This is a genomic window from Luteimonas sp. TWI382 (assembly GCF_039674545.1).
Taxonomy (GTDB): Bacteria; Pseudomonadota; Gammaproteobacteria; order Xanthomonadales; family Xanthomonadaceae; genus Luteimonas.
In genome coordinates, this window is record NZ_JBDJNS010000001.1 from 55,526 (window position 1) to 81,034 (window position 25,509).

Consider the following 25,509-nt stretch of genomic DNA (forward strand, 5'->3'; position numbering starts at 1 on the left):
GCTCGGCGCACCACCGACACAGGCCGAATCGGCTCAGGGAAAATGGAGCTTCCGGCTTGGCCGTTCGATCGTTTCGGCCTCACCGCGGTCCGTGCGCGATCTCGCAACCGGTCGTGGCGTCGTGTCAGACCAACGGCGGCAGCAGATTCATCAGCAGCACCATGCACAGCCCGACCAGCGACACGATCGACTGCACCACCGAAATGGTCTTCGTCGCCTCGCCCATGCTCATGCCGAAGGACTCCTTCACCAACCAGAAGCCCGCGTGGTTGGCATAGTTGAAGAACAGCGAGCCGCAGCCGATGGACAGCGCCAGCAGTGGCAGGTTGAGCGTAGGCTCGGCCGCGCCCAGCGGCGCCAGCAGCCCTGCCGCGCCGACCACGCCCACGGTGGCCGAGCCGGTGGAGACCGACAGCAGCATCGCGATCAGCCAGCCCAGCAGCAGCGGCGACAGGGCCAGCTGCTGACTCATGTGCACGATCGCATCGCCGACCCGTGCATCGGTCAGCACCTGCTGGAAGGCACCCCCGCCCGCGATGATCAGCAGCACGCCGGCCACCGGCTTGACGCTCTCGCCCAGCGCTGTGCGCACTGCCGCAGGCGCGCCCGGCCGCAGGACCACCATGGCCAGCCCCACGCCCAGCAGCATGGCGACGATCGGATGGCCGACGAAGGCCGCCACGTGCAGCACGGTCGAACCCTCGGGGAGCAGCACTTCCGCCACTGCGTGGCACAGCATGAGCAGCGCGGGTGCCAGCGCCACGACGATGCCAAGCCCCAGTCCCGGCGGTGCGTGCCGCGCCGGCGCCGTGTCGTCTGCGGCTGCGGCCTCGTGATCGAGCAGGGTGGCGTCGGGCCGCACCGACATGCGCGGCGCGATGAACATGCCGTAGACCGGTCCCGCCAGGACGATGGCCGGGATCGCGGCGATGAAGCCGTAGAGCATGGTCGCCCCCACGCTGGTGCCCAGGGTGGCGATTGCGGTCAGCGGTCCGGGATGCGGCGGCACCATGCCGTGCATCGCGGCCAGCGCCGCGATCACCGGCACCCCCACATACACATAGGCCGAACCGCGATTCCCGCCGTGCGACTCGAGCTTGCGGGCCACGCCGAAGATCAGCGGCAGCAGGATCACCAGCCCGACTTCGAAGAACATCGGGATTCCGATGATGAAGGCCACGCCTGCCATCGCCCAGGGCAGCACGCGCGGCGAGGCACGCCGCAGGATGGCATTGGCCAGCGTGTCCGTCACGCCCGCCTGCACGAGTACCTTGCCCAGCATGGCGCCCAGCGCCACCACCAGGCCGACGGCGCCGAGCGTCTTGCCGGCACCGTTGCTCACGGCATGCACCAGGGCGTCCAGTGGCATGCCGGTGGCCAGGCCCGCGCCGAACGACACCAGCAGGAGCGCCAGCAGGGGATGGAGCCGGGGCCGCGCCACGATCAGGAGCACCAGCACGACGACGCTGGCAAGGGCGATGAGGAGGACTTGGATATCGCTCGACGTCATGAGGGCGGCGGTGCGTGGAGGCCGGCGGCGAGGATAGTCCTCCTGCCGTTCGTCCCGTGTTTCGCCGCTGGCGGCAAGGTGCGGGGGGGCGTGTAGCCCGGCCCAGGGCTTCATGTCGGTGCATCCCGATCCGCTCTCCCGTCGATGCGGCGGCCGTTTCGGTCGCCGCCGTGTCGATGAACCGCGCCCGCCCTCGGCGACCGTCGTTCACCGCTGCTTCGCGCAGCTCAAAGAAGACTCGGCCGACCCCTACGCAGGAGCCTTTCGATGAAGACGACCCTGATCCGCGGCCTGGCGCTCGCCCTGTCCCTGACCGCCGGTGCTGCCCTGGCGCAGGACGCGATGACCAGCGCCCAGGTCCGCGCCGCGCTGACCGACGGCGGCTATACCGACGTGACCGATCTCGAGTTCAAGGACGGCCTGTGGAAGGCCGACGTCAAGGACGCCAACGGGCGCAAGATCGACGTCCGCCTGGATCCGGCCACCGGTCGCGTGTATCCCGACAATGCCGGCGCAACGACGCTGGGCGAGGCCGATATCCGCGCCAAGCTCACCGCCGCCGGCTTCACCAAGATCGAGGACGTGAAGTTCGACGACGGTCTGTGGGAAGCCGAGGCCGATACCCGCGAGGGCCAGCGTGTCGATCTCAGGCTCGATCCGCAGGACGGACGCGTCATCAGCCAGTCGCGCGACTGATCGCTGCGCAACGTTGCACGTGCGACCAACGCCCGGCGCATGCCGGGCGTTTTCCTAACCGCAAAGCTGGCGTCGTGCGCGAACGGCAACGACGGGCGCGCATCGCGCGGTCATGCGGATCAGTCGCCGTGGTCGGGACGCGGCACGTCGTTGGGCATCGCGTCGCGGACGCAGTTGGCGGCAGTGCGCGGTTGTTCGGGGGTCGCGACCAGGCAGTGCGCCGCGGCCTGGGCCCACCGAGAAACGGCATCGTGTCGGTCGGCCAGCGCGTCGGTCTCGACCAGCCACCGGGCGATGTCGAGCATGCGTTGGCGATCATCAAGCGAGGCGACCGCATCGAGCGCCGCCGCGCTGACCACGAAGCTGTGCGCGAAAGCGGCGGTTGCGCGCTCGGCGGTCTGCGCCGGGTCCAGCCGTCCGTCGTCGGCGACCAGCAGCCCCTGCAGGCGGATTGCCTCGCGCGCCTTGAGGTCGCCAGCCGAGCCGATGCTCGTGCGCAGCATGACCGTCGTGCTCAACGCTCCGATGAAGATGCCGCCCAGCAGCACGAACACCGCGCCGATCAACATCGGCGTACGCGATACGGGCTCGGCCCGGTGGGTCGGATCGGGATGGGTCACGCCTGGTCTCCGGTACCGGCCACGACGGCCGGCCGACTAGGCTAGCGCAGCCAGCCTGCGAGTTCCTCGCGGCTGAGGTGACCGTCGCGATTGCTGTCCACCGCGTCGAACTCGGCCGACAGCGTGGGGTGGGCGAGCGCCTCGGCGCGGCTGATGTAGCCGTCGCCATCGGCATCGAGCGCGGCGAAATCGACCCGGTAGGGGCTCGTCGTCGCCGGACGCGGCTCGTAGGAGCGGATGATCACCTGCTGGCCATCGGCGCGGTCGTAGGTCACCACGCCGGTCTGGCGTCCTGTCTGCGACGACAGCGCTGGCGGTTCGCCCACCGGCTCCAGTGCACTGGTGCTGACCTGCGCGGTCGCGACAGCAGGCAGGATCGCCACGCCGAGCACGGCGGCAAGCAGGCGGCAGGACATGACGGGCTCCTGGGAACGGGGGCGTCTACGATGCCGCGCCGATCCCCTGCAGAGCGTGAACAGGCGCCTGAGACCGCAGTCAGGCGGTGCGCTGGCGCAGCCGCAGCACGACGGTCTGGATCACCAGCAGCGTCGCGATGCCCAGCGCCACCCAAGCCGATGTCGTCGCCCCGGCCAGCGGCCAGTCCGTCTGCTTGATCCACACCGCGAACAGGCCCCACAGCGCGACCGCCGCATAGGCCGGGTTGCCGCGCATGCGGGCGTTGAGTGCGAGCAGCAGCGCCGCCGCAATCGCCCACAACGCCAGGCTCCAGCCGAGCATGCGCGAGGGCGACAGCCATTGGTAGGCCACGATCGTCTGCGCGACGTTGAGGAAGGCGGCCAGCGACAACCAACCCGCGTGCAGCGACAACGCCAACCAGGCGATGCGCCGGCCGCGCGCGGCATTGCCGTCCGACAGCTGGAGCGCGCACCAGGCCAGGCAAGCAAGTGCGCCGACGATCACCGCCGCGCAGGCGATGAATTGACCGGCCGAGAACAACGGCATCCAGATCGTGGTCAGCGCGAACCCCAGTGCGGCGACCGGGGCGATGCGTGCCAGCAGCGCATCGTGACGACGCGCCCCGGTCGCCTGCCAGGCGGCGTAGGCGATGTCGAGCACAAAGATCAGGCCCCAGATCGAGAACGCATAGCCCGCCGCGACCAGCAGCGTCGGGTAGCGTCCCGACACCGCGGCCTGGTCGGGCCCGAATGCACCGGTCTGCGACAGCCAGCCGACGATGGGCATGGCGAGCGAGCACAACAGGACGAGCAGGCGCATGGAGGCGATCCAGAGGTCAACCGCGCGCATGGTCGCACGGCCGCGTGACGGTGGCGCAGTGCGAGCGCAAGTCGGTGCGACCGTCCGGCGTGGGGCTCAGGCGGCCATGCCGCTGTGCCGCAGCAGCGCCGCGATATCGGGGTCGCGGCCGCGGAAGGCGCGGAAGTTGTCGGCCGCATCGCGGCTGCCGCCGCGCGCCAGGATCTCGTCGCGGAACCGCGCACCGGTCTGCGCCAGCTGATCCGGAGTTTCCTCGAACGCGGCGTAGGCGTCGGCGCTGAGGACTTCCGCCCATTTGTAGCTGTAGTAGCCCGCCGCATAGCCGCCGGCGAAGATGTGCGCGAACTGGTGCGGGAACCGGTGCCAGGTCGGCGTGCGCAGCACCGCGACCTCGTCGCGCACGCGCTCGAGCAAGGACAGCGCGTCGTCCTGGGCAGGGTCGAAGCCGGCGTGCAATTGCATGTCGAACAGGGCGAACTCGATCTGGCGCAGCGTCTGCAGGCCGCTGTGGAAGTTGCGCGCGGCCAGCATGCGGTCGAACAACTCGCGCGGCAGCGGCGCGCGGGTCTCCACGTGCGCGGTCATCGCTTCGACGCGCGGCCATTCCCAGCAGAAGTTCTCCATGAACTGGCTCGGCAGTTCCACCGCGTCCCACTCCACGCCGTTGATGCCGGCGATCGGCAACTCGCCGACTGCGGTCAGCAACTGGTGCAGGCCGTGGCCCATCTCATGGAACAGCGTGGTCACCTCGCCGTGGGTGAACGTCGCCGGGCGCCCATCGGCGCCGCGGCCGAAGTTGCATACCAGGTAGACCAGGGGCGTCTGCACGCGATCGCCGCTTGCGCGGCGGTTGCGGCCATCGTCCATCCACGCGCCGCCGCGCTTGCCTTCGCGCGCGTACAGGTCGAGATAGAACTGCCCGACCAGCGTGCCGTCGCCATCGACCAGCCGGTAGAAGCGCACGTCCGGGTGCCAGACCGGGGCGCTGTCGGGCGCGACGCGCAGGCCGTAGAGGGCGTGGATCAGGTCGAACAGGCCGGTAAGCACGCGGTCTTGCGTGAAGTACTGCTTGACCGTCTGCGCCGAGTAGTCGTAACGCGCCTGGCGCAGCCGTTCGGCGGCGAAGGCGACATCCCAGGGCTGCAATGCGTCCAGGCCCAGCGTGTCGCGCGCGAACGCCTCGAGCGCATCGCGGTCGCGCTGGGCATGCGGGCGGGCGCGCGCCGCGAGGTCGCGCAGGAAGGCGAGCACGTCGCCCGGCGAAACCGCCATCTTGGTCGCCAGCGACAGGCTGGCGTAATCGTCGAAGCCCAGCAACGCGGCTTGCTCGGCGCGCAGCGTCAGGATCCGGGCGATCAACGGGCCGTTGTCGCGCGCCGCCGGCCCGGCTTCGGACGCACGCAGGCCGTAGGCGCGGTACAGCGTCTCGCGCAGCGCGCGATCCTCGGCATAGGTCTGCACCGGCAGGTAGCAGGGCATCTGCAGCGTGAGCGTCCAGCCGGACTGGCCGGCTTTCTCGGCGGTCGCGCGCGCCGCGGCGACGACATCCTCAGGCAGGCCGGCGAGCCGCGCGACATCGTCGACATGCAGCGAGAATGCGTCGGTCGCGTCGAGCACGTGTTCGGAGAACTGCGCCGACAGCGCGGCGAGTTCCTGGCGGACCGCCGCCAGCCGCGCCTTGTCCTGGGCGTCGAGCGCGGCACCGCCGAGGCGGAAGTCCCGCAGCGCATGAGCGATCACCCGCCGGCGCAGCGGCTCGAGCCCGAGCGCATCGGCCTCGTCGGACAGGCGCCGGTACTGGGCATACAGCGCCTCGTCCTGGGCGAGGGCGTTGAAGAACGCGGTGACCTTCGGCAGCGCGGCGTTGTAGGCGGCGCGCAGCTCAGGCGTGTTGACGACGGCATTGAGATGCGAGACCTGGTTCCAGGCGCGCCCCAGCCGTTCGGTCGCCTCCTCGAGCGGGACGACGACCTGCTCCCAGCCCACCGGCTGGGTCCGCCCCGCGACCGCCAGCGCCGCCTCGGCCTCGGCGACGAGCGCATCGATGGCCGGCTGCACGTGTGCCGGTGCGATCGCGTCGAAATGGGGCAGGCCGGAGAAGTCGAGCAGCGGATTGGTCATCGTCGGGCACAGCGGTGTGGGGACGTTCGATTCTAGGGGCTCGCAGCGTTGGGCGATGTGGTCGACGGCTTCTTTGGGGGGGTCAGTGTGCATTTACGCGCGGCGAATTTGCACTCTGACCCCGGTTTTTGACCTCTGTTCGGGCGAGCGGGACGCGTGGCGTCCGGCCGACGATCCGCGGCGCACCGAAGTCGCGTTTTAACACTTTCCAAGGCAGGCGCGTTCTTGAGCGAACCAGCTGCCGGGTTGCCCGCAGCCTGTGCATGCACGCGGGCTATATCGAGACACGGGCACGCACGCGATGCGCTCCCCGTGATCGACCGACAGCGTTATCGTGGTGGACTCCTGCGCCGCGTGCTGCCGACCGCCCATGCATTCGATCGAAGTCGTCCTGGTGATGCTGCTGGCCGTCGTCGTGAGCGGTTACCTGACCCGCGTGCTGCAGCGCTGGCTGCCGCTGCCGCTGCCGGTGGTGCAGATCGCGCTGGGCGCGACGATCGCCGGCGTGTTCGGGCGGGGCGTCGCGCTCGACCCGCATCTGTTCTTCGTGCTCTTCCTGCCCCCGCTGCTGTTCCTCGATGGCTGGCGGATCCCCAAGAGCGGCCTGTTCCGCGACCGCGGCGTGATCCTGCAGCTGGCGCTGGGGCTGGTGGTGTTCACGGTGCTGGGCGCCGGCCTGCTGATCCACTGGATGATCCCAGCGATGCCGCTGGCGGTGGCGTTCGCGCTGGCCGCGATCCTGTCGCCGACCGATCCGGTCGCGGTGTCGTCGATCGCCGCGCGTGCGCCGATTCCCTCGCGCGTGATGCACATCCTGGAGGGCGAGTCGCTGCTCAACGACGCCTCGGGCCTGGTGTGCTTCCGCTTCGCGGTGGCGGCGGCGCTGACTGGCGGCTTCTCGCTGCTCTCCGCCTCGCTGACCTTCCTGTGGCTGGCGCTGGCCGGCGTCGCGGTCGGCGCGGCGTTGACCATCGCGATCAACCGCGGGCATGCGCTGGTCTCGCGCGTGTTCGGCGAGGAGGCGGGTACGCCGATCCTGATCAGCCTGCTCACCCCGTTCGGCGCCTACCTGCTGGCCGAGCAGATCGGCGCATCGGGCATCCTCGCTGCGGTCGCGGCCGGCATCACGATGAGCTATGTCGAGCTCAGCGGCCGCGCCCTGGCGACGACCCGGGTGCAGCGTGCCGCGGTCTGGGACACGGTGCAGTTCTCGCTCAACGGCATCATCTTCGTGCTGCTGGGCGAGCAGTTGCCGTGGATCGTCGACCGCGCGGTGAGCACGGTGCGCGAGGCCGGCCACGTCACCCCGTGGTGGCTGGTGGTCTACGTGCTGGCGATCTACGCCGGCCTGTTCGCGCTGCGTTTTGCCTGGGTGTGGGTGACGTTGCGCATCGCGCTGTCGCGCAACGGCGCGCGGCGGCAGTGGCCCGAATGGCGGTTGGTGGCGGCGATGTCGCTGGCCGGCGTGAGAGGCGCGATCACGCTGGCGGGCGTGCTGACGCTGCCGCTGGCGCTGTATGACGGCACGCCGTTCCCGGCGCGCGACCTGGCGATCTTCCTGGCAGCGGCGGTGATCCTGATCTCCCTGCTGCTCGGCAGCCTGGTGCTGCCGCGGCTGCTGCGCGGGCTCACCGCGCCGGTCGAGGGCGAAGGCGACCGCGAGATGGATCTGGCCCGACACGAGGGCGCGGTCGCTGCGGTGGCGGCCGTGGAGCGCGCGCAGCATGCGCTGCCTGGCGCCAAATCCGACCCCGACCTCTACGCCAGCGCCGCGGTCCGGGTCATGGCGCTGTACCAGGACCGGCTGCGCCGCGAGGCCGGCGGCGGTATCGATGCCGAGGAACTGCGCCGCGCCGACGACGCCGAGCGCGCGTTGCGCATCGCGGCCGTCGCGGCCGAGCGCGAATGCATCTACAGCCTCGCTCGTCATCGGCGGATCTCCGACGAGATCGCCCGCCGGCTGGTCCGCGACCTCGACCTGCTCGAGGCACGCTACCGCTGACGGTTCACGGTGCGGTCGCCCGCTCCAGATGCTCGAGCAGTGCGAACGCCGCGTCCCGCGACCCGCCACACATGTCCTGGGCCGGGCGCAGTGAGCTGCAGAACGCAGGCCGTTCGGGGCGGCCGAACAGCCGGCAGCGCAGCGACTCGTCGAGCTGCACGCACGCCACGCCGGCCGGCTTGCCGTCGGGCATGCCTGGGATCGGCGAGGTGATCGACGGCGCGATGCAGCACGCCGCGCAAGCCGGACGACACTCCATGGCGCGGCGTCAGCGGCGCCGGCGTACGACCGCCAGGGCCAGCAGGATCAGGCCGGTCGCCTCGATCATCGCCAGGCTGACGCTGACGACGCCGTAGAACAGGCCCGTCGCCGCGAACGGCAGCGCGGCGACGGTGATATAGGCCTGCACCAGTGGATAGGTGCCCGCCGCGAGCAACTGGGCAGCCAACATCACGCCGAACCCCCAGGCCGCCAGCCGCACCGCCGGTGGGTCTACGTTGCGTTGACGCAGGACCAGTGCGAGCGCGACACCGAGCGCGATCAGCAGCGGCACGCGCGCAGGCAACTGCAGGACCATCGACATCAACAGGGCATGGACATCCATCGTCGTGGCCTTCTAGTCCGCGCTGACCAGCGCGACGTTGCGCGCCTGCAGCGCCGCGAACACCGGATCGGTCTCCGGCCGCACACCGTGCCAGAGCAAAAAGCTCTCGGCCGCCTGCTCGACCAGCATGCCCAGTCCGTCGATCGCATCGCGCACGCCGTGGGCACGCGCCCAGGCCAGGAATGGCACCGAAGCTTCACCGTAATTGAGGTCGACCGCGGCGGTGCGCATGCCCACCAATGCGCGCGGCAAGGCCGGGAAGCTGCCGTCGCGTCCGGCGGAGGTGGCGTTGATGATCAGGTCGAACTCCCCCGACTCGCCGACGCGTTCGAGATAGCGCGGATGCACCCGCCCGGGCTCGCCGAGCGCATCGGCCAGGGCGTCGGCGCGCTCGGGCGTGCGGTTGACGATCGTCAGGCCGTCGACGCCAGCCTCCAGCAGCGCCCCGGCGACTCCGCGCGCCGCGCCGCCTGCGCCGATCAGCAACGTCCGGCGCCCGCGCAGGTCGAGGCCGTGGCGATCGGTCAGGTCGCGGACCAGGCCCGCGCCGTCGGTGTTGTCGCCATGCCAGGTCGCGCCGCGGCGCACCAGCGTATTGACCGCGCCCACGCGTTGCGCGCGTTCGGACTGCGTGTCGGCCAGCGCGAACGCCGCCTCTTTCAGCGGCAGCGTGACGTTGGCGCCGGCGCCTCCCGATGTCGCGAAGGCCGTCACCGCCTCGGCGAAGGCCGAAGGCGCGGCATCGATCGCGGTGTAGTCGATCGCGATGCCGGTCTGCTGCCCGAACGCGGCATGGATCCGCGGCGACAGCGAATGGGCGACAGGATGGCCGAACACGGCGTAGCGGGGGCTGGGCATCGGGCGACTCGGGCAGGCAGCGCGCCGGTCCGGCGCCCGACGAGTCTAGGGCATGCCATCGGCATTGACGGGGGTGCGCCGGGGAGAATCGGCCGCAGTGCAGGATGCGGCCACGGCCCGGACGCGGTATACACGGAAGCGGAAGCAGGGGGACGCAGCGAGCCAGGGGGGGCGCGGCGGCATCGAGAAGGTCGGGCGGGGACGGCAGCCATGCCGTGCGCGTCGGGCAGGTCACCGGTGAATCACCGTCATCTGAAAAGGGGAGTTTTCGCATGTCACGTATCCGCACACTCGGCGGGGCTTCGGTCCTGCTCGGCGTCGTCGCCGTCGCCGCCGCAAGTACCGTTATTCCCGGCGCCGAGCCCGCGGCCCGGCAGGCGCTGCAATCGGCCCGTCAGGGCGTGGGCGCGCTGCTGGGCACGGCCCCGGTCGCTTCTGCCGCCACGCCGCGCGGTGCATCGCCCGCGCCGGCCGCGCAAGGCCCGGGGCGCTACATCGTGGTCCTGGACGATCCGGCCCTGGCCGGCTACTCCGGCGGCGTCGCCGGGCTGGCGGCGCCGGCCAAGCGCCGCGAGGGCCAGCGCCTGGACGTGCGCAGTGCCCCGGCGCGCAGCTACGTCGGCTATCTGCAGCGGCGCCAGCGCGAAGTCGAAAGCGGCATCGCGCTGGACCTGGGCCGGTCGCTCAGGGTCGAGCGCCGGATGCAGCATGCGATCAACGGCATCGTCGTCGAGTTGGCGCCTGCCGAGGCGGCGAAGGTCGCCGCGCGCAGCGACGTGCGCTTCGTCGAGCCCTACCGCGAGTACGCGCTCGACACCGATACCGGGCCCGGCCTGATCGGCGCACCGGCCTTGTGGAACGGGGCGATCGGCGGCCTGGGCGCGCTGAAAGGCGAGGGCGTCGTGGTCGGCATCCTCGATTCGGGCATCAACTTCGGCTCGCCCTCGTTCTCGGCGGTCGACCCGGTCGACGGCTACGTCCACATCAATCCGCTCGGTAGCGGCACCTACCTGGGCACTTGCGCGCCCGGCGGCATCGATGCCGGCCGCTGCAACGACAAGCTGATCGGCGGCTACGACTTCGTGTGCGAGGCGCCGGGGCTGACCTGCGGCCGCGAGGGCATCCGCGAGGAACCCGGCTTCGGCGACACCAACAGCCACGGCAGCCACGTGGCCTCCACCGTCGCCGGCAACCGTCGCAACGTGGTTTTCAGCGGTAACTCGCGTGCGATCTCCGGCGTGGCGCCACGCGCGAACATCGTCGCCTTCGACATCTGCTACACGCGCCTGTCGGATGGCCGGGGCCTGTGTCCCAACGTCTCGGCGGTGGCCGCGGTCGAGCAGGCGCTCGCCGACGGCATCGTCGACGTCATCAACTACTCGATCGGCGGCGGCGGCCAGCCGTGGAGCGAGGCGGTCTCGCTGGCGTTTCTGTCGGCGAGCGAGGCCGGCATCTATGTCGCGGCCTCGGCCGGCAACAGCGGTCCGGCCGCCAACAGCATGGGCCACCTCGAACCCTGGGTCGCCTCGACGGGCGCGGCCCAGCATGGCCGCGGCGCATTCGCCTCCGCGTTGCAGGTCACGGGCCCGGCGCCGGTGCCCGAGCCGCTGTCGCTGATCCTGCTGACCGAAGGCACCGGCGGCACGCCGCACACCGCGAGCATTCCCGGCACGACACGTCTGCGGGTCAGCGCCGGCATCGACGGGGGCACCGACGGTTGCAGCGCCTACGCTGCGGGTACGTTCCAGAACGCGATCGCGGTCGTGCGCCGCGGCAGCTGCGCGTTCTCCGACAAGGCCGCCAACGCGGCCGCGGCCGGCGCGGTCGCGGTGCTGATCGCCAACAACGCCGAGGGCGGCCTGGTGCCGTCGGTGCCGGGCGCGACCGTGCCGGTGTTCTCGGTGACCCAGGCCGAGGGCAACGCGCTGCGCGATTTCGCCGCAACACGGCCCAACGCCACCGCCGGCATCGGCTACCCGCCGCTGGCCACGCCCAATGTGCCCGACGCGCTCGGCGATTTCAGCTCGCGCGGGCCGGCCGGCACCTTCAACCTGCTCAAGCCCGACGTGGTCGCGCCCGGCGTGTCGATCCTGGCCACGGTGGCCGGTGAGACCATCACCGGGTACGAGAACGCACTGGGCCTGATGAACGGCACGTCGATGGCCTCGCCGCACCACGCCGGCGCCGCCGCGCTGCTGCGCCAGGCGCGGCCGGACTGGTCGGTGCCCGAGATCAAATCGGCGCTGGCGCTGACCGCCAAGACCCTGGTCTACACCGAGGACGAAGTCACGCCCGGCACGCCGTTCGATCGCGGCAGCGGCCGCATCCGCGTCGACCGCGCGGCCGAGGCCGGTCTGTTGATGCACGAGACCGGTGCGCGCTATCTGGCGGCCAACCCGGCGCAGGGCGGCGATGTCGCCAATCTCAACCAGCCGGGCCTGGCCAACCGCAACTGCCAGACCCGCTGCAGCTTCGTGCGCACGTTCCGCAATCCGCATGCCCAGGCCTCGACCTGGCGGGTGCGCGTTGCCGGCGTCACGGCGACGGCCATGCCGGCGCAGCTGCGGGTGCCGGCCGGTGCCAGCGTCAGCCTGCGCATCACGGTCGACGCGCGCAGCCTGCCGGCCGACGGCAGCTGGCGCTTCGGTGAGGTCACGTTGGAGCCGGTCGGCGGCGCGCTCGGTCCGCAGCGCACCGCGCTGACGCTCCCGGTCGCGGTGGCCCGTCAGGCCAACTGAAGCACCGCCGCCTGCCACCTCCCCCGCAGCGCGGGGGAGGTGCACGCGCGCAGCGCGTCGGGTGCGGGCACGGAGCTCGCGCCGAAAAGCGCCTCATCCCAGCCTTCCACCCGTGAAGGGCGCAATGCCCCGTCAACGATGGAAGGTGCGAAGCGGCACAGTGTGCAGGTCACCTCCCCCGCAGCGCGGGGGAGCAACGGTGTTGGAGGTCAAGCCGCAACAGGCGTTTCGAGTCGGAATCTGGCGTTGTCTCGAAGCATGGCGTTGAGGATGGTCAGCAGCTTGCGCATGCAGGCCACCAGGGCGACTTTCGGCTTCTTCCCGGCCGCGCGTAATCGTTGATGGAAGGCGCGGATCGGCGGGTTGAAGCGGACGGCGCTGAGCGTGGCCATGTACAGGGCCTGGCGAGCAACCGCACGGCCGCCCCATACCGCCCGCCGGCCTCGTAACGTGCCGCTGTCCCGGGCCAAGGGCGCGACGCCGACCAGGGCGGCGATCTGCTTGCGGTCCAGCGTCCCCAACTCGGGGACGCAGGCCAGCAGCGTGAAGACCGTCACCTCACCCACGCCTTTCACCTCGGCCAACAGGTCGCGCTTGGCCTGCCAAGCCGGCGACTGCTCGACCGCATCGCGCAGGTGGCCGTCGATCGCGCGCAAATACTGCTGCAGCCACTCGATGTGCTTACGCAGATTGCGCCTGAGGTCCTTGCCGGTCGCCTGGGTCAGCCGGTTCTTCTCCATCACCAGCATTTCCATCAACTGGCGGCGCCGCGCTAGCAGCTCGCTGAATGCCTGCAGCGTTTCATCGGGCAACGGCCGTTGCGCCGGGCGCACCCGCTCGGCGAAAAGTGCCAAAAGCCGCGCATCGAGACGGTCGGTCTTGGCGAGCTTTCCACACGCCCGGCCAAAGTCACGGACTTGTCGCGGGTTGACCACCGCGACGGGCAGGCCTGCGGCGCACAGTTCTGCAACGAGGGCACGCTCCAGGCCGCCGGTCGCCTCAAGCACGATCAACTCGGGCGCCGCCTGGCGAAGGCCCTCGACTAGGATGGCGCGGCCGATGGCGTCGTTGTCGACATCAAAGCTGCGGTTTTGGCCACCGACGAACACATCGAGCCGATGCTTGCCGACATCCACGCCGGCGAACACTCCAGACATCGCTTCCTCCCTTGAACATTGCTTTCGATTTCCCCGCCTTCCCAGCCTTGCTGAAACGGGCTCGAGGCCCAGGCAACGGTTCGGGATATGAGCAGGACCCGATGCCGACCCAAGCTCCCCCACGATCTGATCGATCAAAGGTCGGACGGTCTGGCACGGGGCGATCCGAAAAATGCCAACTCCCGGACCGCAAAAGCAACTTACAAGGTCGGCGCGCGCAGCGCGTCGGGTGGGGGCACGGAGCTCGCGCCGAAAAGCGCCCCGATCCCAGCCTTCCACCCGTGAAGGGCGCGATTCCCCGTCCGCGGGGGAGACCGGCAACGGCCCCGCGGGGCTCAGCCCTCGCGCAGCCAGCGGGCCGCGTCGAGGGCGAAGTACGTCAGCACGCCGTCGGCGCCCGCGCGCTTGAAGCCCAGCAGCGATTCGAGCGCGCACTTGCGCTCGTCGAGCCAACCGTTGGCGGCGGCCGCCTTGAGCATCGCGTACTCGCCGCTGACCTGGTAGGCGAACACCGGCACCGCGAACTCCGTCTTGGCGCGGCGCACGATGTCCAGGTACGGCATCCCGGGCTTGACCATCACCATGTCCGCGCCCTCGTCGAGGTCCTGCGCGATCTCGCGCATCGCTTCGTCCGAGTTGCCCGGGTCCATCTGGTAGGTCGCCTTGTCGGCCTTGCCCAGCGCGCCGGCCGAGCCGACCGCATCACGGAACGGGCCGTAGAACGCGCTCGCGTACTTGGCGGCGTAGGCGAGGATGCGCACGTGCACGTGGGCGTCGGCCTCGAATGCGGCACGGATCGCGCCAATGCGTCCGTCCATCATGTCGCTGGGCGCGACGATGTCGGCGCCGGCATGCGCGTGCGACAGCGCCTGCCGCACCAGTGCCTCGACGGTCACGTCGTTGAGCACGTAGCCGGCCTCGTCGATGATGCCGTCCTGGCCATGCGTGGTGTAGGGGTCGAGCGCGACGTCGGTGATCACGCCCAGATCGGGGAAGCGTGCCTTGAGCGCACGCACCGCGCGCTGGCACAGGCCCGCGTCGTCCCAGGCGGCGGCCGCGTCGAGCGACTTGGCCTCCGGCGCGGTGACCGGGAACAGCGCCAGCGCGGGTACGCGCAGTTCGCTCGCGACCTCGGCCACGCGCAGCAGTTCGTCGATCGACAGACGCTCGACACCGGGCATCGACGGGACCGCCGCGCGCCCGGTGCTCTCGTGCACGAAGACCGGGTAGATCAGATCGTCGGCGGTGAGCGTGGATTCGCGCATCAACCGGCGCGAGAAATCGTCGCGGCGCATCCGCCGCATGCGGGTATCGAGTCTGATCATCCGGCGATTCTACGCCGCCACCGGCGCCGGGCCCTGCGACGCCGGGTCGCAGGGGCGCGGTGCGGTTGCACTGCGCACGGGCCGGTCAGCCCAGGTCGTGGACGCCGTCGATTTCCACCGCCAGCTCGCGCCGGCAGATCGCCGCATGCAGCAGCACCCGCGGCACGTCGTCGCCGAAGCGGGCATCGAGGGCGTCGGCCACGAGTGGCAGGTCCTCGGCATCGCGCACATAGACCTTCAGCCGCGAGCCGGCGCCGAAGGCACCGGGCAGGCCGGGGCGGCGCGCGCGCGCCGAGGCGATCAGCGCGTCGAAATTGGTGAAGGTCTCGTCGATCTGGGCCAGCAGTTCGCCCTCGTGCAGCGAGGCATGCCCGACGATGCTGGCCGTGCCCGAGAGCATCAACGGCATCGGACTGCCCTCCGGTGGCAGCATCGCTCGCGCGAAGCTGGGCGCTTGCGGCCCGTACTGACGCGGATAGCGATAGGCACTGACCTGACGCGGATTTTCCACCGGCGTGCCGGGCGCGCGCGCGGCCAGCCAGTAGATCTGGATCGTGCGCGCCGCGTCGCAGCGGCCGATCGCGGTCGCGGCCGGCAGGTGCGAGGTGTCGAAATCGTCCAGGCCGCGGGCGCGGCCGATGCAGAACTGGCGATAGCGCTCGGTGTCGCCGTCGCCCAGCGTGATCGCATCGAGGTAGTTCCAGATCCGCAGCAGGTGCGGATGGTCGCCGGCCTCGACGAACCGCGTCAGCTGCCGGTAGGCATGCTCGGCCGCCAGCAAGATACCGCTGTGATCGCCCTCGCCGGTGTGGCCGGCAGGCTCGTCGACCTCGATCGCGCCGAACAGCAGCGCGCCGTCGCTCGACCAGGCGATCTCGCCGTCGCGCCCGCTGCGCACCGGCGCATGCGCGTGCCAGACCTCGATCGGCGCGGCGCCGTGCGGCTGCAACGGCACGCGCAGCCAGCGCGGATCGTCGATCCTGGGGGCGTCGTCGCCGAACCCGAACGCGGCGAGCACGTCGGGCTGGGCGAGCAACTGCGCCGGGTCCTGCCCGTGCACGTACTCCACACGCAACCGCGGCAGCGGCTGCGGTGTCACCGGTGCGGGGCGGCTCACGGATTGCCGCCGTGCAGCGTGTCGCCGCGAAAGGCGACGCGGGCCTGGCGACGCCGCGTGCGCCAGCCGCGCAGCGCCTGCGGTGCGATCGCGATCGCATTGAGCGCGTAGATCATGCGAAACACGTACAGGCGCCAGCGTACTGCCGCATTGTCGAAAACGTCTCCTGCCAGCATCGAGATCACCGCCTGCTCCAGTTGCAGATCGTTGCGGGGCGCCGAGAACAGCCGCTGCATGACCGGCGTGTTGAAGCGATAGATGAACCACGTGAAGTGCCGCAGGCCGCGATCGAGCCGGGCCTGCATCGCGCGTTGCAGCCTGGCCTCGCGCGCCGGCGCGCGCAGCGACGCATCGACCAGCGCGGCCGCTTGCCGGGCGCTGTCCATGGCCAGGAACACGCCCGACGAGAAGATCGGATCGACGAACGCGTACGCATCGCCGATCAGGATCCAGCCCGGCCCGGCCATGCGCGTGGCGGCATACGAGTAGTTGCCGGTGGCGTGGACCGGGGCGATGCGCTGGGCGTCGTGCATGCGCGCACGCACTGTCGGATTGGCTTCCAGCGTGCGCATCAGCAGCGTCTCGTTGTCGATGCGGCCGCCGTCGGCGCTGCGCTGGCGCAGATATTGGGGAAAGCACACCGCGCCCACGCTCATCACATCGTCGGGCAGCGGGATGAGCCAGAACCAGCCATGCTCGAAGCGTGCGATCGTGATGTTGCCGGCATCGATGCCGGGCTGGCGGGCCACGCCGCGGAAATGGCTGAACAATGCCGCCGACTGGTGTACCGGATTCTTGCGCTTGATCCGGCGCTGCGCCGCCACGACGGTATCGCGGCCGCTGGCATCGATCAGGTAGCGCGGCCGCAGCTGCAGCGTGCGGCCGTCGGCGTTGATCGTATCGACCCGCTCGGGCCGGCCGTTCGCGCCGAACGCCACATGCACCACACGCGTGCGCTCGCGCATGTCGGCGCCGCAGGTGCGCGCGTGCTCGAACAACAACTGGTCGAACTGGTCGCGGCGCACGTGCACGGCCGTGTCGTGGCCGGGCGTGAGCGCACGGGTGAAGCGGAACACGTGGCTGCGGGCGTGGCCGGGCAGCGGAAAGTCCGCACCGGCCTTGTGCACGCCGATCGCGCGAACCTGGTCGATCACGCCCAACTCCTCGAGGATCGGCATGTTCATCGGCAACAGCGACTCGCCGATGTGGAACCGGGGATGGGTATCCTTCTCCAGCACGATCACCTGATGGCCGGCGCGCGCGAGCAGAGCGGCCGCGGTGCTGCCGGCTGGTCCGCCGCCGATGATCACCACGTCGGCCTGCAGAGCGGGAGCATCGGTGGCGACGGTCGGGGCGGGGGTCATCCGGGAAAACAGCGGTCGGTGAGAGCAGGCGCGCATGATAGCGGAAGGCCGGTGGCGCGCCGCGCCGCGGGGCGGCGGCATCGGGCGCTTGCGCGGCCCGGCCCGATGCCGGATCGTGGCGACCTGCCCACCCATGGAACATCGCATGTCCGCACAAACCGAGGCCGAGCACGCGCTCGCGCAATTGCTGGTCGAAAGCCTGAACCTGGAAGACGTGCAGCCCGGCGACATCGATCCCGAAGCGCCGCTGTTCAACGCCGGGCTGGGCCTGGACTCGATCGACGCGCTGGAGCTGGCGCTGGCGGTGAGCAAGCGCTACGGGTTCCAACTGCGCTCGGACAACGACGAGAACCGCCGGATCTTCGCCTCGCTGCGGGCGCTGTCGGCCCACGTCGAGCAGCACCGCACCACTTGATCGCCCTGCTGCAACTGCTGCTGGCCCTGGGCTACGCGGTCCTGGCCCATCTGGCCAGCCTGTGGCAGCACGACGGCTGCGCGCTCGCCGCGCTGGGCCTGCTGATCGCGATGCTGCTGGTCGAGCCGCTGCTGCACCGACGGCGGTGGGCGTTCGTGGCGCTGCCGCTGGCCGGCTGGGGCGCGTTCGCCCTGTACGAGGCCGGCCAGGCCGCGTTGCCGCTGCTGCTGGTGCCGGTGGTGTTCGTGCTGGCGATCGCCTGGATCTTCGCGCGGACGCTGCGTCCCGGCGTCGAGCCGCTGATCACCCGGATCGTGGCCGGGATCGAGGGAGGGCATGCGCAGGACATCGCACCGGACCTGCGGCGCTACACCCGCGGCCTGACCGCGGCCTGGGCGGCGGTGCTGGTGGCGATGGGCGCGGCCAACCTGGGACTGGCGCTCATCGCCAGCCCGGGCGGGCTGCTCGAACGCCTCGGGATCGCCTCGCCGTGGCCGATCACCCCCGAGCAGTGGTCCTGGTTCGCCAACCTGCTCAACTACGGGGTCATCGGCGGTTTCTTCGCGCTCGAGTTCATGATCCGCAAGCGGCGCTTCCCGGGCCGCTACCACAGCTTCGCCGATTTCCTGCGCAAGCTCGTGGGGCTCGGGCCGGTGTTCTGGCGCGACCTGCTGCGCTGAACCCGGTGGGCACGCGCAGTCCGGGCGCGATCCCCGTATCCTAGCGCCCCAATGGAATACCGACAGACCCGCGCCGAGACCGGAGCGGCGACCTTCACCGCCCTGCCGATGCTCGCGTTGAATGCGCTCCAGTTCCTGTTCACCCTGCTCTGGACGGCGGGTTGGATCAGCGTGGCCCTGTGCCTGCAGGCGGTCACCGGACGCAGCGGGTTGGCGCTCGACATGGCGCGCACGCGCTGGGCGCCGGGCCTGATCGGGCCGGCCGGCGGGCTGACGGTCGAAGGCGCCGATGCGGTCGACTGGTCGCGGCCGTACCTGGTGGTCGCCAACCACGAGTCGCTGCTCGACATCTGCGTGCTGTTCATGGCGGTGCCGGTGCCGCTGCGTTTCCTGCTCAAGGAGGAAATGCGCCGGGTGCCGTTCCTCAATCTCTACGCCCGCGCGACCGGCATGCTGTTCATCAGCCGCGACGACCGCCGTGCCGGCCCGCAGCTGCGCCGCCAAGTCGCGCAGGTGCTGGGGGCGGGCCACACGCTGTGCCTGTTTCCCGAGGGCACGCGCTCGCGCGACGGCCGGCTGGGCGAGTTCAAGTCCGGCTCGTTCCAGGCCGCGATCGACGCCGGCGTCGACGTGCTGCCGATCGCGCTGCACGGCACCGGCGCGGTGTTGCCGGTCCAGGGGTTCTTCCGTGTGCGCCGCGGGCCGATGCGCGCCGTGGTCGGGCAGCCGATCGCGGTCGCCGGCCGCACCGGCGCGGCCGGTCGCCAGGCGGTCGCGCACGACGCCCAGACCGCGGTCGCCGCGATGCTGGAGCGCTGAGGTGGCGACTGGCGCCATCGTCGTCGAGGCGGCGCATCCGTGCCTGCCCGGCCACTTCCCCGGCCGGCCGGTGGTGCCGGGCGTGGTGATCCTCGACCGCGTGGTCGCGGCGATCGAAGCGCTGCATGGCCCGCTGGGCGCGCTGCGCCTGCCGCAGGTGAAGTTCGTGCAGCCGTTGCTGCCCGAGCAGACCGCGGCGATCCGACTCGAGCCGATCGCAGGACAAGCGCCGCGCTGGCGGTTCCGGGTCGAGCGCGACGGGACCGTGCTGGCGTCGGGCGAGATCGCCGCGGCGAGCCCGGCGTCGGCATGAGCAGCGAGTGGAAGCGCCGCCGCGAGGGCGGCGGACGGTTCGCGCTGTCGCTGATCCGCAACATCGGCCGATGCTGCGGGCGCACGCCGGCCCGTGCGCTGCTGTATCCGATCACGCTGTACTTCCTGCTACGGCGGGGCGCGGAGCGGCGCGACTCGCGCAGGTATCTCTCACGCGTGTTCGGCCGCCCGGCAACGCTGGGCGAGGTCGCGCGCCACATCCATACCTTCGCTGCGACGATCCTCGACCGGATCTACCTGCTCAGCGAGTCCACGCGTCGGTTCGACGTGCGCACCGAGGGCTTGCCGACGCTGCACCGTCATCTCGAAGCCGGACGCGGGGTGCTGCTGTTCGGTTCGCACCTGGGCAGTTTCGAAGTGCTGCGGGTGCTCGCGCGCCAGCGCCCCGACACGCCGATCCGCGTCGTGCTCGACCGCGCGCACGGCCGTGCGGTGACCGAGCTGCTCGAGGCGCTCAATCCCGAGGTCGCCGCCACCGTGATCGACGCCGGCGCCGATGGCCCCTCGGTCGCGCTGGCGATCCAGGACGCGCTGACGCAAGGGGCAATGGTCGCGCTGCTGGTCGATCGCAGCCAGGAGGGCGGCGCCACGCTCGAGGTCCCGTTCCTCGGTGCGCCGGCGCCCTTCCCGGTCGCGCCCTGGCTGCTCGCCTCGGTGCTGAAGGTGCCGGTGATGCTGGCCTTCGGGCTGTACCGGGGCGGCAATCGCTACGACCTGGTGTTCGAGCCTTTCAGCGAAGGTGTCGATCTGCCACGGCGCGAACGCATGCGCGGCGTGGCCGCGCTCATCCGCCGTTACGCTGCGCGTCTGGAGCATCATGCCCGCAGCGCTCCCTACAACTGGTTCAATTTCTATGACTTCTGGAAACGCGATGCCCGCACGTCGGTGGCAGGTGCCTTGCCTGGCGCTGACGATGCTGTGTCTGGCTCCGGCATGGAGCGCGGCGCAGACCGCTGATGCCCCGCTGCGCGCCGGCCAGTCGCGCGATCGCGTGCCGGCACCGCCGGCCGCCGCGCCGCGCAGCGTCGATGCCGACTGGATCCTACAGCGACTGACGCAGTCCGGGCCGAGCGCGACGCCGTTCGTCGAATTGCGCACGTCCTCGATGCTCAAGCGGCCGCTCGCCTTGGTCGGCGAGTACCGCCGTCCCGACGCCGGCACTCTGGTGCGCGAGGTGCGCAGCCCGTATGCGGAGACCACGACGATCCGCGCCGGCGAGGCGACCATCGCGCGCGAAGGTCGCGCGCCGCGGACGTTCTCGCTCGCGCGTGTGCCCGAGCTGGCGGCGCTGCAGGACAGCTTCGGCGCGCTGCTTGCCGGCGACCGGGCCGCGCTCGAGGCGCTGTATGCGCTCGAGGCCGACGGCGTGCCCGCGGACTGGACCTTGCGCCTGACGCCGCGCGATCCGCGCGCCGCGAGCCGACTGACCGCGATCGTGCTGCGTGGCCGCGATGCCGAGCTGCGCTGCATCGAGACGCGGCCCAAGCAAGGCGACCCCCAACCGACGCTGCTGGGCGGGGCCGCGGCCGATGCCGCGGCGATCGATTCGCCTGAGGCCGCGCGTCGGCTGTGCCACGACGTGCCGCGTTGAGCAGGGGCCCGGGATTTCGCCAACGGCTGCTGCAGCGGCCGCGCCTGCGGTTGGGTCTGGCCGTCGCCTGGTTGCTGGCGCTGGGCGCGTTGAGCTGGGTGGCCGGGCAGGCGCTGGAGTTCAGCGGCGACCTGCGTCGCTTCCTGCCCGATGCACGCACGCCCGAGCAGCGGCTGCTGATCGACGAGCTCGGCGACGGGCCGGGCTCGCGGCTGCTGATGCTGGCGATCTCGGGCGAGGCGCCCGAGGCACTGGCCGCACGGTCGCGCGCGCTGCACGACGCGCTGGCTGGCGATGCGCGCTTCACGCTGGTGACCAACGGGGGCGAGGCGGGGCTTGAGGCCTTTCCCCAGCGCCTGCTGCCCTACCGCTACCTGCTGACCGACTCTTTCGACGCGGCGCCGCTGGATGCCGACACCCTGCGCGATGCGCTCGATGCGCGGCTGCAGGATCTCGGTTCACCGGCCGCCGGGCTCGTCGAGCCGCTGCTGCCCGCCGACCCCACGCTCGAGGTCCTGGCCCTGGCCGAGGCCTGGCAACCGGCCGGCGCCCCGCAGCGGCTGCACGAGGTCTGGTTCGACCGCGCCGGTACCCACGCGCTGTTGCTGGTGGAGACCCGCGCGGCCGGCTTCGATCCGACCGGCCAGCTCGATGCCGTCGGCACGATCCGCAAGACCTTCGCCGAGCAGGCGCGCGGCAGCGCGGCCACGCTCGAAGTCGTCGGTCCAGGCGCGTTTTCGGTCGACATCGGCAGCCGGACCCAGACCGAGGCGCAACGCATCGGCCTGGTCGACACGCTGGGCCTGATCGTGCTGCTGCTGATCGCCTATCGCAGCTGGAAGATGCCGCTGCTGGGCGTGCTGCCGCTGGCGAGCGCCGGCATCGCCGGGTTGACTGCGGTCGCGCTGCTGTTCCCCGGCGGCGTGCACGGCATCACGATCGCCTTCGGCTTCACCCTGATCGGCGTCGTGCAGGACTATCCGATCCACTTCTTCAGCCACCAACGCGCAGGCCTGTCGCCGTGGCGCAACGTGCGCGGCCTGTGGCCGGCGCTGTCGACCGGCGTGATCGCCACCTGCATCGCCTACGCGACGTTCCTGTTCTCCGGGGTCGATGGCCTGCGCCAATTGGCGGTGTTCACGATCGCGGCGCTGGTGGTGGCCGCGCTCGCCACACGCTACCTGCTGCCGGGGCTGGTCGACCCGTCGCCGCCCGACATCGCCGCCTCGGCGCGGTTGCAACGGCTCTGGCACTGGATCGAGACGCTGCCGCGGCCGAAGTGGTCGCTGGCCGTCCTCGCGCTGGCGTCCGGCCTGGCGATCGCATTCGCGCCGGGCGAGGTCTGGCAGAACGACCTGTCCAAGCTGACCCCGGTCGATGCGGCGTCGATGCAGCGCGATGCCGAACTGCGCGCCGAGCTGGGCGCGCCCGACGTGCGTTATGTCCTGGTCGCGCAGGCGCGCGAGCGCGACGCGGCGCTCGCGGCGACCGCGGCGCTGCGCCCCGACCTCGATGCGCTGGTCGCCAATGGGCGGCTCGACAGCTACGACATGGCCGCGCGCTATCTGCCCAGTGCCGAGGTCCAACGTGCCCGTCAGGCCGCGCTGCCCGACACCGCGGCGCTGCGCGCGATGCTCGCCGATGCGCTCGCTGGCTCGCCGTTCAACGACGACGCCTTCGAGCCCTTCGTCGGCGATGTCGCCCGCGCCAGGACCGCGCCGCCGCTGACCCGCGAGGATCTGGCCGGCTCGCCGCTCGCGACCGCGGTCTCGGGTCTGCTGCTCGAGCGCGACGGCCGCAGCACCGCGCTGGTCTCGCTCAGCGGGCTCGACGCCCCGTCCGATCTCGAGGCGCTGGTCGCGCAGGTGCGCAGTCCCGGCGTCGATCTGCGCCTGCTGGACATGAAGGCCGCGTCCGAATCGCTGGTGGTCGAGTACCGCGGCCGTGTCGTGGCCGCGATGGCGGTGGCGCTGGTGTTGCTGATCGCCACGGTGTGGATCGCGCTGCGCAGCCCGCGCCGCGTCTGGCGGGTGCTGTTGCCGACGCTGCTGACGCTGCTGGTCGTGATCGCGGTGCTGCGCCTGGCCGGCGTCGAACTGACGCTGTTCCACCTGGTCGCGCTGATCCTCGCCGCGGGCCTGGGCCTGGACTACGCGCTGTTCTTCGAGCATGCCGGCGACGACCGCGACGACCAGATCCGCACGCTGCACGCGATCGTGGTCTGCACCCTGATGACCCTGCTGGTGTTCAGTCTGCTGGGCCTGTCGTCGATCCCGGTGCTGCGCGCGATCGGTAGCACGGTCGCGCTCGGCGTGGTCTTCAATTTCGTGCTGTCGTTGCTGGTCGCACGCCACCGCGGCGCGATCGAGGCCGCACGCTCGGAACAGGCGCCGACCGTATGACCGGTATCGACCGCGACGCGATCATGTCGATGATCCCGCACCAGGGCGCGATGTGCCTGTGGGACAGGGTCGTGGCCTGGGACGCGGCCAGCGTGACGCTGCGCAGCGCCGGCCATCGCGACCCCGACCATCCGCTGCGCAGCGACGGCCGACTGCGCGCGCTGCACCTGTGCGAGTACGGCGCGCAGGCGATGGCGGTCCACGGCGGCCTGCGCGCGCGCCAGGCGGGTGGTCGTGTGCGGCCGGGCATGTTGGTCGCGCTGCGCGGCGTGCAGCTGCACGTCGCCCGCATCGACGACCTGGCCGGGGACCTGGAATGCGTGGCCGAGGTCCTGGTCGAGTCCGACGACAGCCAGCAGTACGCGTTCCGCATCGCGTGTGACGGCGTGCTGCTGGCCGAGGGCCGCGCGGCGGTGATGCTGGGCACGTGAGGGGCGCATGCGGACGTTGCGGAGGGCACTGCCGCCGCGACGTCCGCTTCAGCGCATCACGAAGGCGAGGCTAGAATCGCCCCATGAACACTTCCAGCAAGCGCGCACTCGTCACCGGCGGCAGCGGCGACCTCGGCGGGGCGATCTGCCGGCGTCTCGCGGCCGATGGTCATCACGTGATCGTCCATGCCAACGGCAACCGCGCGCGGGCGCAGGCGGTCGTCGACGCGATCGTCGCGGCCGGCGGTAGCGCCGAGGCCGTGGTCTTCGATGTCGTCGACGGTGAGGCCACACGCCACGCGCTCGAGACGCTGCTCGAGGCCGGCGCGATCCAGATCGTGGTCAACAACGCCGGCATCCACGACGACGCGCCGATGGCGGGCATGTCCGAAGCGCAGTGGAAGCGGGTGATCGACGTCTCGCTGCACGGCTTCTTCCACGTGACCCAGCCCCTGCTGCTGCCGATGGCGCGCAAGCGCTGGGGACGCATCGTCAGCGTGTCGTCGGTGGCGGCCGTACTCGGCAATCGCGGCCAGACCAACTACGCGGCGGCGAAGGCGGCGCTGCACGGTGCCTCCAAATCGCTGTCGCGCGAGATGGCCAGCCGCGGCATCGCCGTCAACGTGGTCGCGCCCGGCGTGATCGCCGGCAGCATGGCCCAAGACGCGTTTCCCGAGGAGATGGTCAAGCAGATCGTGCCGGCGGGACGCGCGGGCACGCCCGACGAGGTCGCCGCGCTGGTCGGCTTCCTGTGCTCGGACGCGGCCGGCTACATCAACGGCCAGGTGATCGGCATCAACGGCGCGATGGGCTGACCCGCGGCCGCGGGCAGCGCCATCCGGTGGACGGCGCCTGGCTCGGCCAGGGCGGCTGAGCCCGCGCATCCACGCCGGCTTCAGGTCGGGCGGGCGATGATCGACCGGCGCCCATCCGGGCATCACGAGTCGAGGCACCGCCATGCGCATCGTTCGCATCCTGTCGCTCCTGCTGGCCGTGGCGGCGATTGCCGGCTGCGCCAGCTCCCACGTCCTCACCGGCACGCCGCGCGCGCCGATCGATCCGGCCCAGGTCCGGATCTACCACGGGCCGCCGCCGGGGCATTACGAGGAGATCGCGATCCTCAACACCAGCAGCGGCGCGCTGACCTACGGTGAGCAGAACAAGACCGACTCGGTATTGCAGAAGCTGCGCAATGAAGCGGCCAAGCTCGGCGCCAACGGTGTGCTGTTCCAGGGCACCGCCGATGGCGAGCGCAGCGGCGGCGTCAGTGTCGGCGGCGGCCTGGGCCGCGGCGGTGGCCGCTCGTTCTCGGCTGCCGGCGTCGGTGTGGACATCAGTCCGCGGCAGAAGTACGCCAGCGGGATCGCGATCTGGGTGGCCGATCCGCCGCCGCCGGGACCGATGACACCGCCGCCCCCGGTGCGCTGACTGCAGCAAGCCGCCGGCCCTTCCAAAGGGCCCCGGTCATGGCCGTCCCGGACGCCGCGCCG

25 protein-coding genes are annotated in these 25,509 nt (G+C 71.2%); 13 read left to right on the forward strand and 12 right to left on the reverse strand.

All coding sequences use genetic code 11. The features are described from left to right. Positions 1–124: 124 nt before the first annotated feature. A complete protein-coding gene (locus ABE505_RS00290; RefSeq protein WP_346444746.1) occupies positions 125–1,510 on the reverse strand; it encodes a gluconate:H+ symporter in 1,386 nt (461 codons plus the stop codon). Between the two features lie 267 nt (positions 1,511–1,777). On the opposite strand from ABE505_RS00290, the gene ABE505_RS00295 reads away from it, so the two are divergent. Further along, positions 1,778–2,206, forward strand: coding sequence for a PepSY domain-containing protein (locus ABE505_RS00295; RefSeq protein ID WP_346444744.1), 429 nt, complete (start codon positions 1,778–1,780; stop codon positions 2,204–2,206). A gap of 119 nt (positions 2,207–2,325) precedes the next feature. Here ABE505_RS00295 and ABE505_RS00300 read toward each other — a convergent pair whose 3' ends face one another. The 4 genes from ABE505_RS00300 to ABE505_RS00315 form a co-directional block, all read right to left on the reverse strand. Next, entirely contained in the window at positions 2,326–2,826 is a 501-nt protein-coding gene (locus ABE505_RS00300; RefSeq protein WP_346444743.1) for a hypothetical protein, read from the reverse strand. Positions 2,827–2,867: 41 nt separating this feature from the next. Further along, complete coding sequence (locus ABE505_RS00305) at positions 2,868–3,242, reverse strand: hypothetical protein (protein WP_346444741.1); 375 nt, start codon at positions 3,240–3,242, stop codon at positions 2,868–2,870. A 79-nt stretch (positions 3,243–3,321) separates the two neighbouring features. Beyond that, on the reverse strand, positions 3,322–4,062 hold the full coding sequence (locus tag ABE505_RS00310; protein ID WP_346444739.1) for a hypothetical protein: 741 nt from the start codon (positions 4,060–4,062) through the stop codon (positions 3,322–3,324). A 96-nt stretch (positions 4,063–4,158) separates the two neighbouring features. Next, a complete protein-coding gene (locus tag ABE505_RS00315; protein ID WP_346444738.1) occupies positions 4,159–6,183 on the reverse strand; it encodes a M3 family metallopeptidase in 2,025 nt (674 codons plus the stop codon). Positions 6,184–6,553: 370 nt separating this feature from the next. On the opposite strand from ABE505_RS00315, the gene ABE505_RS00320 reads away from it, so the two are divergent. Then, positions 6,554–8,185 carry a Na+/H+ antiporter gene (locus tag ABE505_RS00320; RefSeq protein ID WP_346444736.1) on the forward strand — a complete coding sequence of 544 codons (1,632 nt, stop codon included), beginning with the start codon at positions 6,554–6,556 and terminating at the stop codon, positions 8,183–8,185. A 4-nt stretch (positions 8,186–8,189) separates the two neighbouring features. Here the strand turns inward: ABE505_RS00320 and ABE505_RS00325 are convergent, their stop codons facing one another. From ABE505_RS00325 to aroE, 3 genes are read right to left on the reverse strand one after another with little or no spacing between them, the layout of a single operon-like run. Then, positions 8,190–8,444 carry a YkgJ family cysteine cluster protein gene (locus ABE505_RS00325; protein ID WP_346444734.1) on the reverse strand — a complete coding sequence of 85 codons (255 nt, stop codon included), beginning with the start codon at positions 8,442–8,444 and terminating at the stop codon, positions 8,190–8,192. 9 nt (positions 8,445–8,453) lie between these two features. Next, the gene (locus tag ABE505_RS00330) at positions 8,454–8,789 is read right to left on the reverse strand and encodes a hypothetical protein (protein WP_346444732.1); all 336 of its coding nucleotides are present in this window, start codon (positions 8,787–8,789) and stop codon (positions 8,454–8,456) included. 12 nt (positions 8,790–8,801) lie between these two features. Next, a complete protein-coding gene (gene aroE / locus ABE505_RS00335) occupies positions 8,802–9,647 on the reverse strand; it encodes a shikimate dehydrogenase (protein ID WP_346444731.1) in 846 nt (281 codons plus the stop codon). Between the two features lie 272 nt (positions 9,648–9,919). Between aroE and ABE505_RS00340 the strand changes: the two genes are divergently transcribed. Further along, positions 9,920–12,385, forward strand: coding sequence for a S8 family serine peptidase (locus ABE505_RS00340; protein ID WP_346444730.1), 2,466 nt, complete (start codon positions 9,920–9,922; stop codon positions 12,383–12,385). A gap of 209 nt (positions 12,386–12,594) precedes the next feature. Here ABE505_RS00340 and ABE505_RS00345 read toward each other — a convergent pair whose 3' ends face one another. The 4 genes from ABE505_RS00345 to ABE505_RS00360 all read right to left on the reverse strand — a co-directional run bounded on the left by ABE505_RS00345 (position 12,595) and on the right by ABE505_RS00360 (position 17,348). Continuing rightward, a complete protein-coding gene (locus ABE505_RS00345; RefSeq protein WP_346446060.1) occupies positions 12,595–13,542 on the reverse strand; it encodes an IS110 family transposase in 948 nt (315 codons plus the stop codon). Positions 13,543–13,877: 335 nt separating this feature from the next. After that, the gene (hemB, locus tag ABE505_RS00350; protein ID WP_346444190.1) at positions 13,878–14,867 is read right to left on the reverse strand and encodes a porphobilinogen synthase; all 990 of its coding nucleotides are present in this window, start codon (positions 14,865–14,867) and stop codon (positions 13,878–13,880) included. Positions 14,868–14,952: 85 nt separating this feature from the next. Then, positions 14,953–15,984 (reverse strand): pteridine-dependent deoxygenase, encoded by a 1,032-nt coding sequence (locus ABE505_RS00355; RefSeq protein ID WP_346444192.1) that lies wholly within the window; start codon positions 15,982–15,984, stop codon positions 14,953–14,955. Further along, a complete protein-coding gene (locus ABE505_RS00360; RefSeq protein ID WP_346444193.1) occupies positions 15,981–17,348 on the reverse strand; it encodes an NAD(P)/FAD-dependent oxidoreductase in 1,368 nt (455 codons plus the stop codon). Before ABE505_RS00360 ends, ABE505_RS00355 begins: the two co-directional genes overlap by 4 nt. Positions 17,349–17,493: 145 nt before the next feature. On the opposite strand from ABE505_RS00360, the gene ABE505_RS00365 reads away from it, so the two are divergent. The 10 genes from ABE505_RS00365 (at position 17,494) to ABE505_RS00410 (ending at position 25,447) form a co-directional block, all read left to right on the forward strand. Further along, positions 17,494–17,763, forward strand: coding sequence for a phosphopantetheine-binding protein (locus ABE505_RS00365; protein ID WP_337243785.1), 270 nt, complete (start codon positions 17,494–17,496; stop codon positions 17,761–17,763). After that, entirely contained in the window at positions 17,760–18,443 is a 684-nt protein-coding gene (locus ABE505_RS00370) for a ketosynthase (RefSeq protein WP_346444195.1), read from the forward strand. Before ABE505_RS00365 ends, ABE505_RS00370 begins: the two co-directional genes overlap by 4 nt. A gap of 108 nt (positions 18,444–18,551) precedes the next feature. Further along, positions 18,552–19,262 (forward strand): lysophospholipid acyltransferase family protein, encoded by a 711-nt coding sequence (locus ABE505_RS00375; RefSeq protein ID WP_346444301.1) that lies wholly within the window; start codon positions 18,552–18,554, stop codon positions 19,260–19,262. A 1-nt stretch (position 19,263) separates the two neighbouring features. After that, on the forward strand, positions 19,264–19,575 hold the full coding sequence (locus ABE505_RS00380; protein ID WP_346444197.1) for a hypothetical protein: 312 nt from the start codon (positions 19,264–19,266) through the stop codon (positions 19,573–19,575). Further along, positions 19,572–20,552, forward strand: a complete 981-nt coding sequence (locus ABE505_RS00385; RefSeq protein ID WP_346444199.1) for an acyltransferase — start codon at positions 19,572–19,574, stop codon at positions 20,550–20,552. The genes ABE505_RS00380 and ABE505_RS00385 overlap by 4 nt, the downstream gene beginning before the upstream one ends. Further along, on the forward strand, positions 20,509–21,186 hold the full coding sequence (locus ABE505_RS00390) for a LolA-related protein (RefSeq protein WP_346444201.1): 678 nt from the start codon (positions 20,509–20,511) through the stop codon (positions 21,184–21,186). Before ABE505_RS00385 ends, ABE505_RS00390 begins: the two co-directional genes overlap by 44 nt. Beyond that, positions 21,183–23,588 carry an MMPL family transporter gene (locus ABE505_RS00395; protein WP_346444203.1) on the forward strand — a complete coding sequence of 802 codons (2,406 nt, stop codon included), beginning with the start codon at positions 21,183–21,185 and terminating at the stop codon, positions 23,586–23,588. The genes ABE505_RS00390 and ABE505_RS00395 overlap by 4 nt, the downstream gene beginning before the upstream one ends. Further along, positions 23,585–24,019, forward strand: a complete 435-nt coding sequence (locus ABE505_RS00400; RefSeq protein WP_346444204.1) for a phosphotransferase — start codon at positions 23,585–23,587, stop codon at positions 24,017–24,019. The genes ABE505_RS00395 and ABE505_RS00400 overlap by 4 nt, the downstream gene beginning before the upstream one ends. 83 nt (positions 24,020–24,102) lie before the next feature. Next, a complete protein-coding gene (gene fabG, locus ABE505_RS00405) occupies positions 24,103–24,834 on the forward strand; it encodes a 3-oxoacyl-ACP reductase FabG (protein WP_346444206.1) in 732 nt (243 codons plus the stop codon). Between the two features lie 142 nt (positions 24,835–24,976). Continuing rightward, positions 24,977–25,447, forward strand: a complete 471-nt coding sequence (locus tag ABE505_RS00410) for a hypothetical protein (protein ID WP_346444208.1) — start codon at positions 24,977–24,979, stop codon at positions 25,445–25,447. Positions 25,448–25,509: the final 62 nt, after the last annotated feature.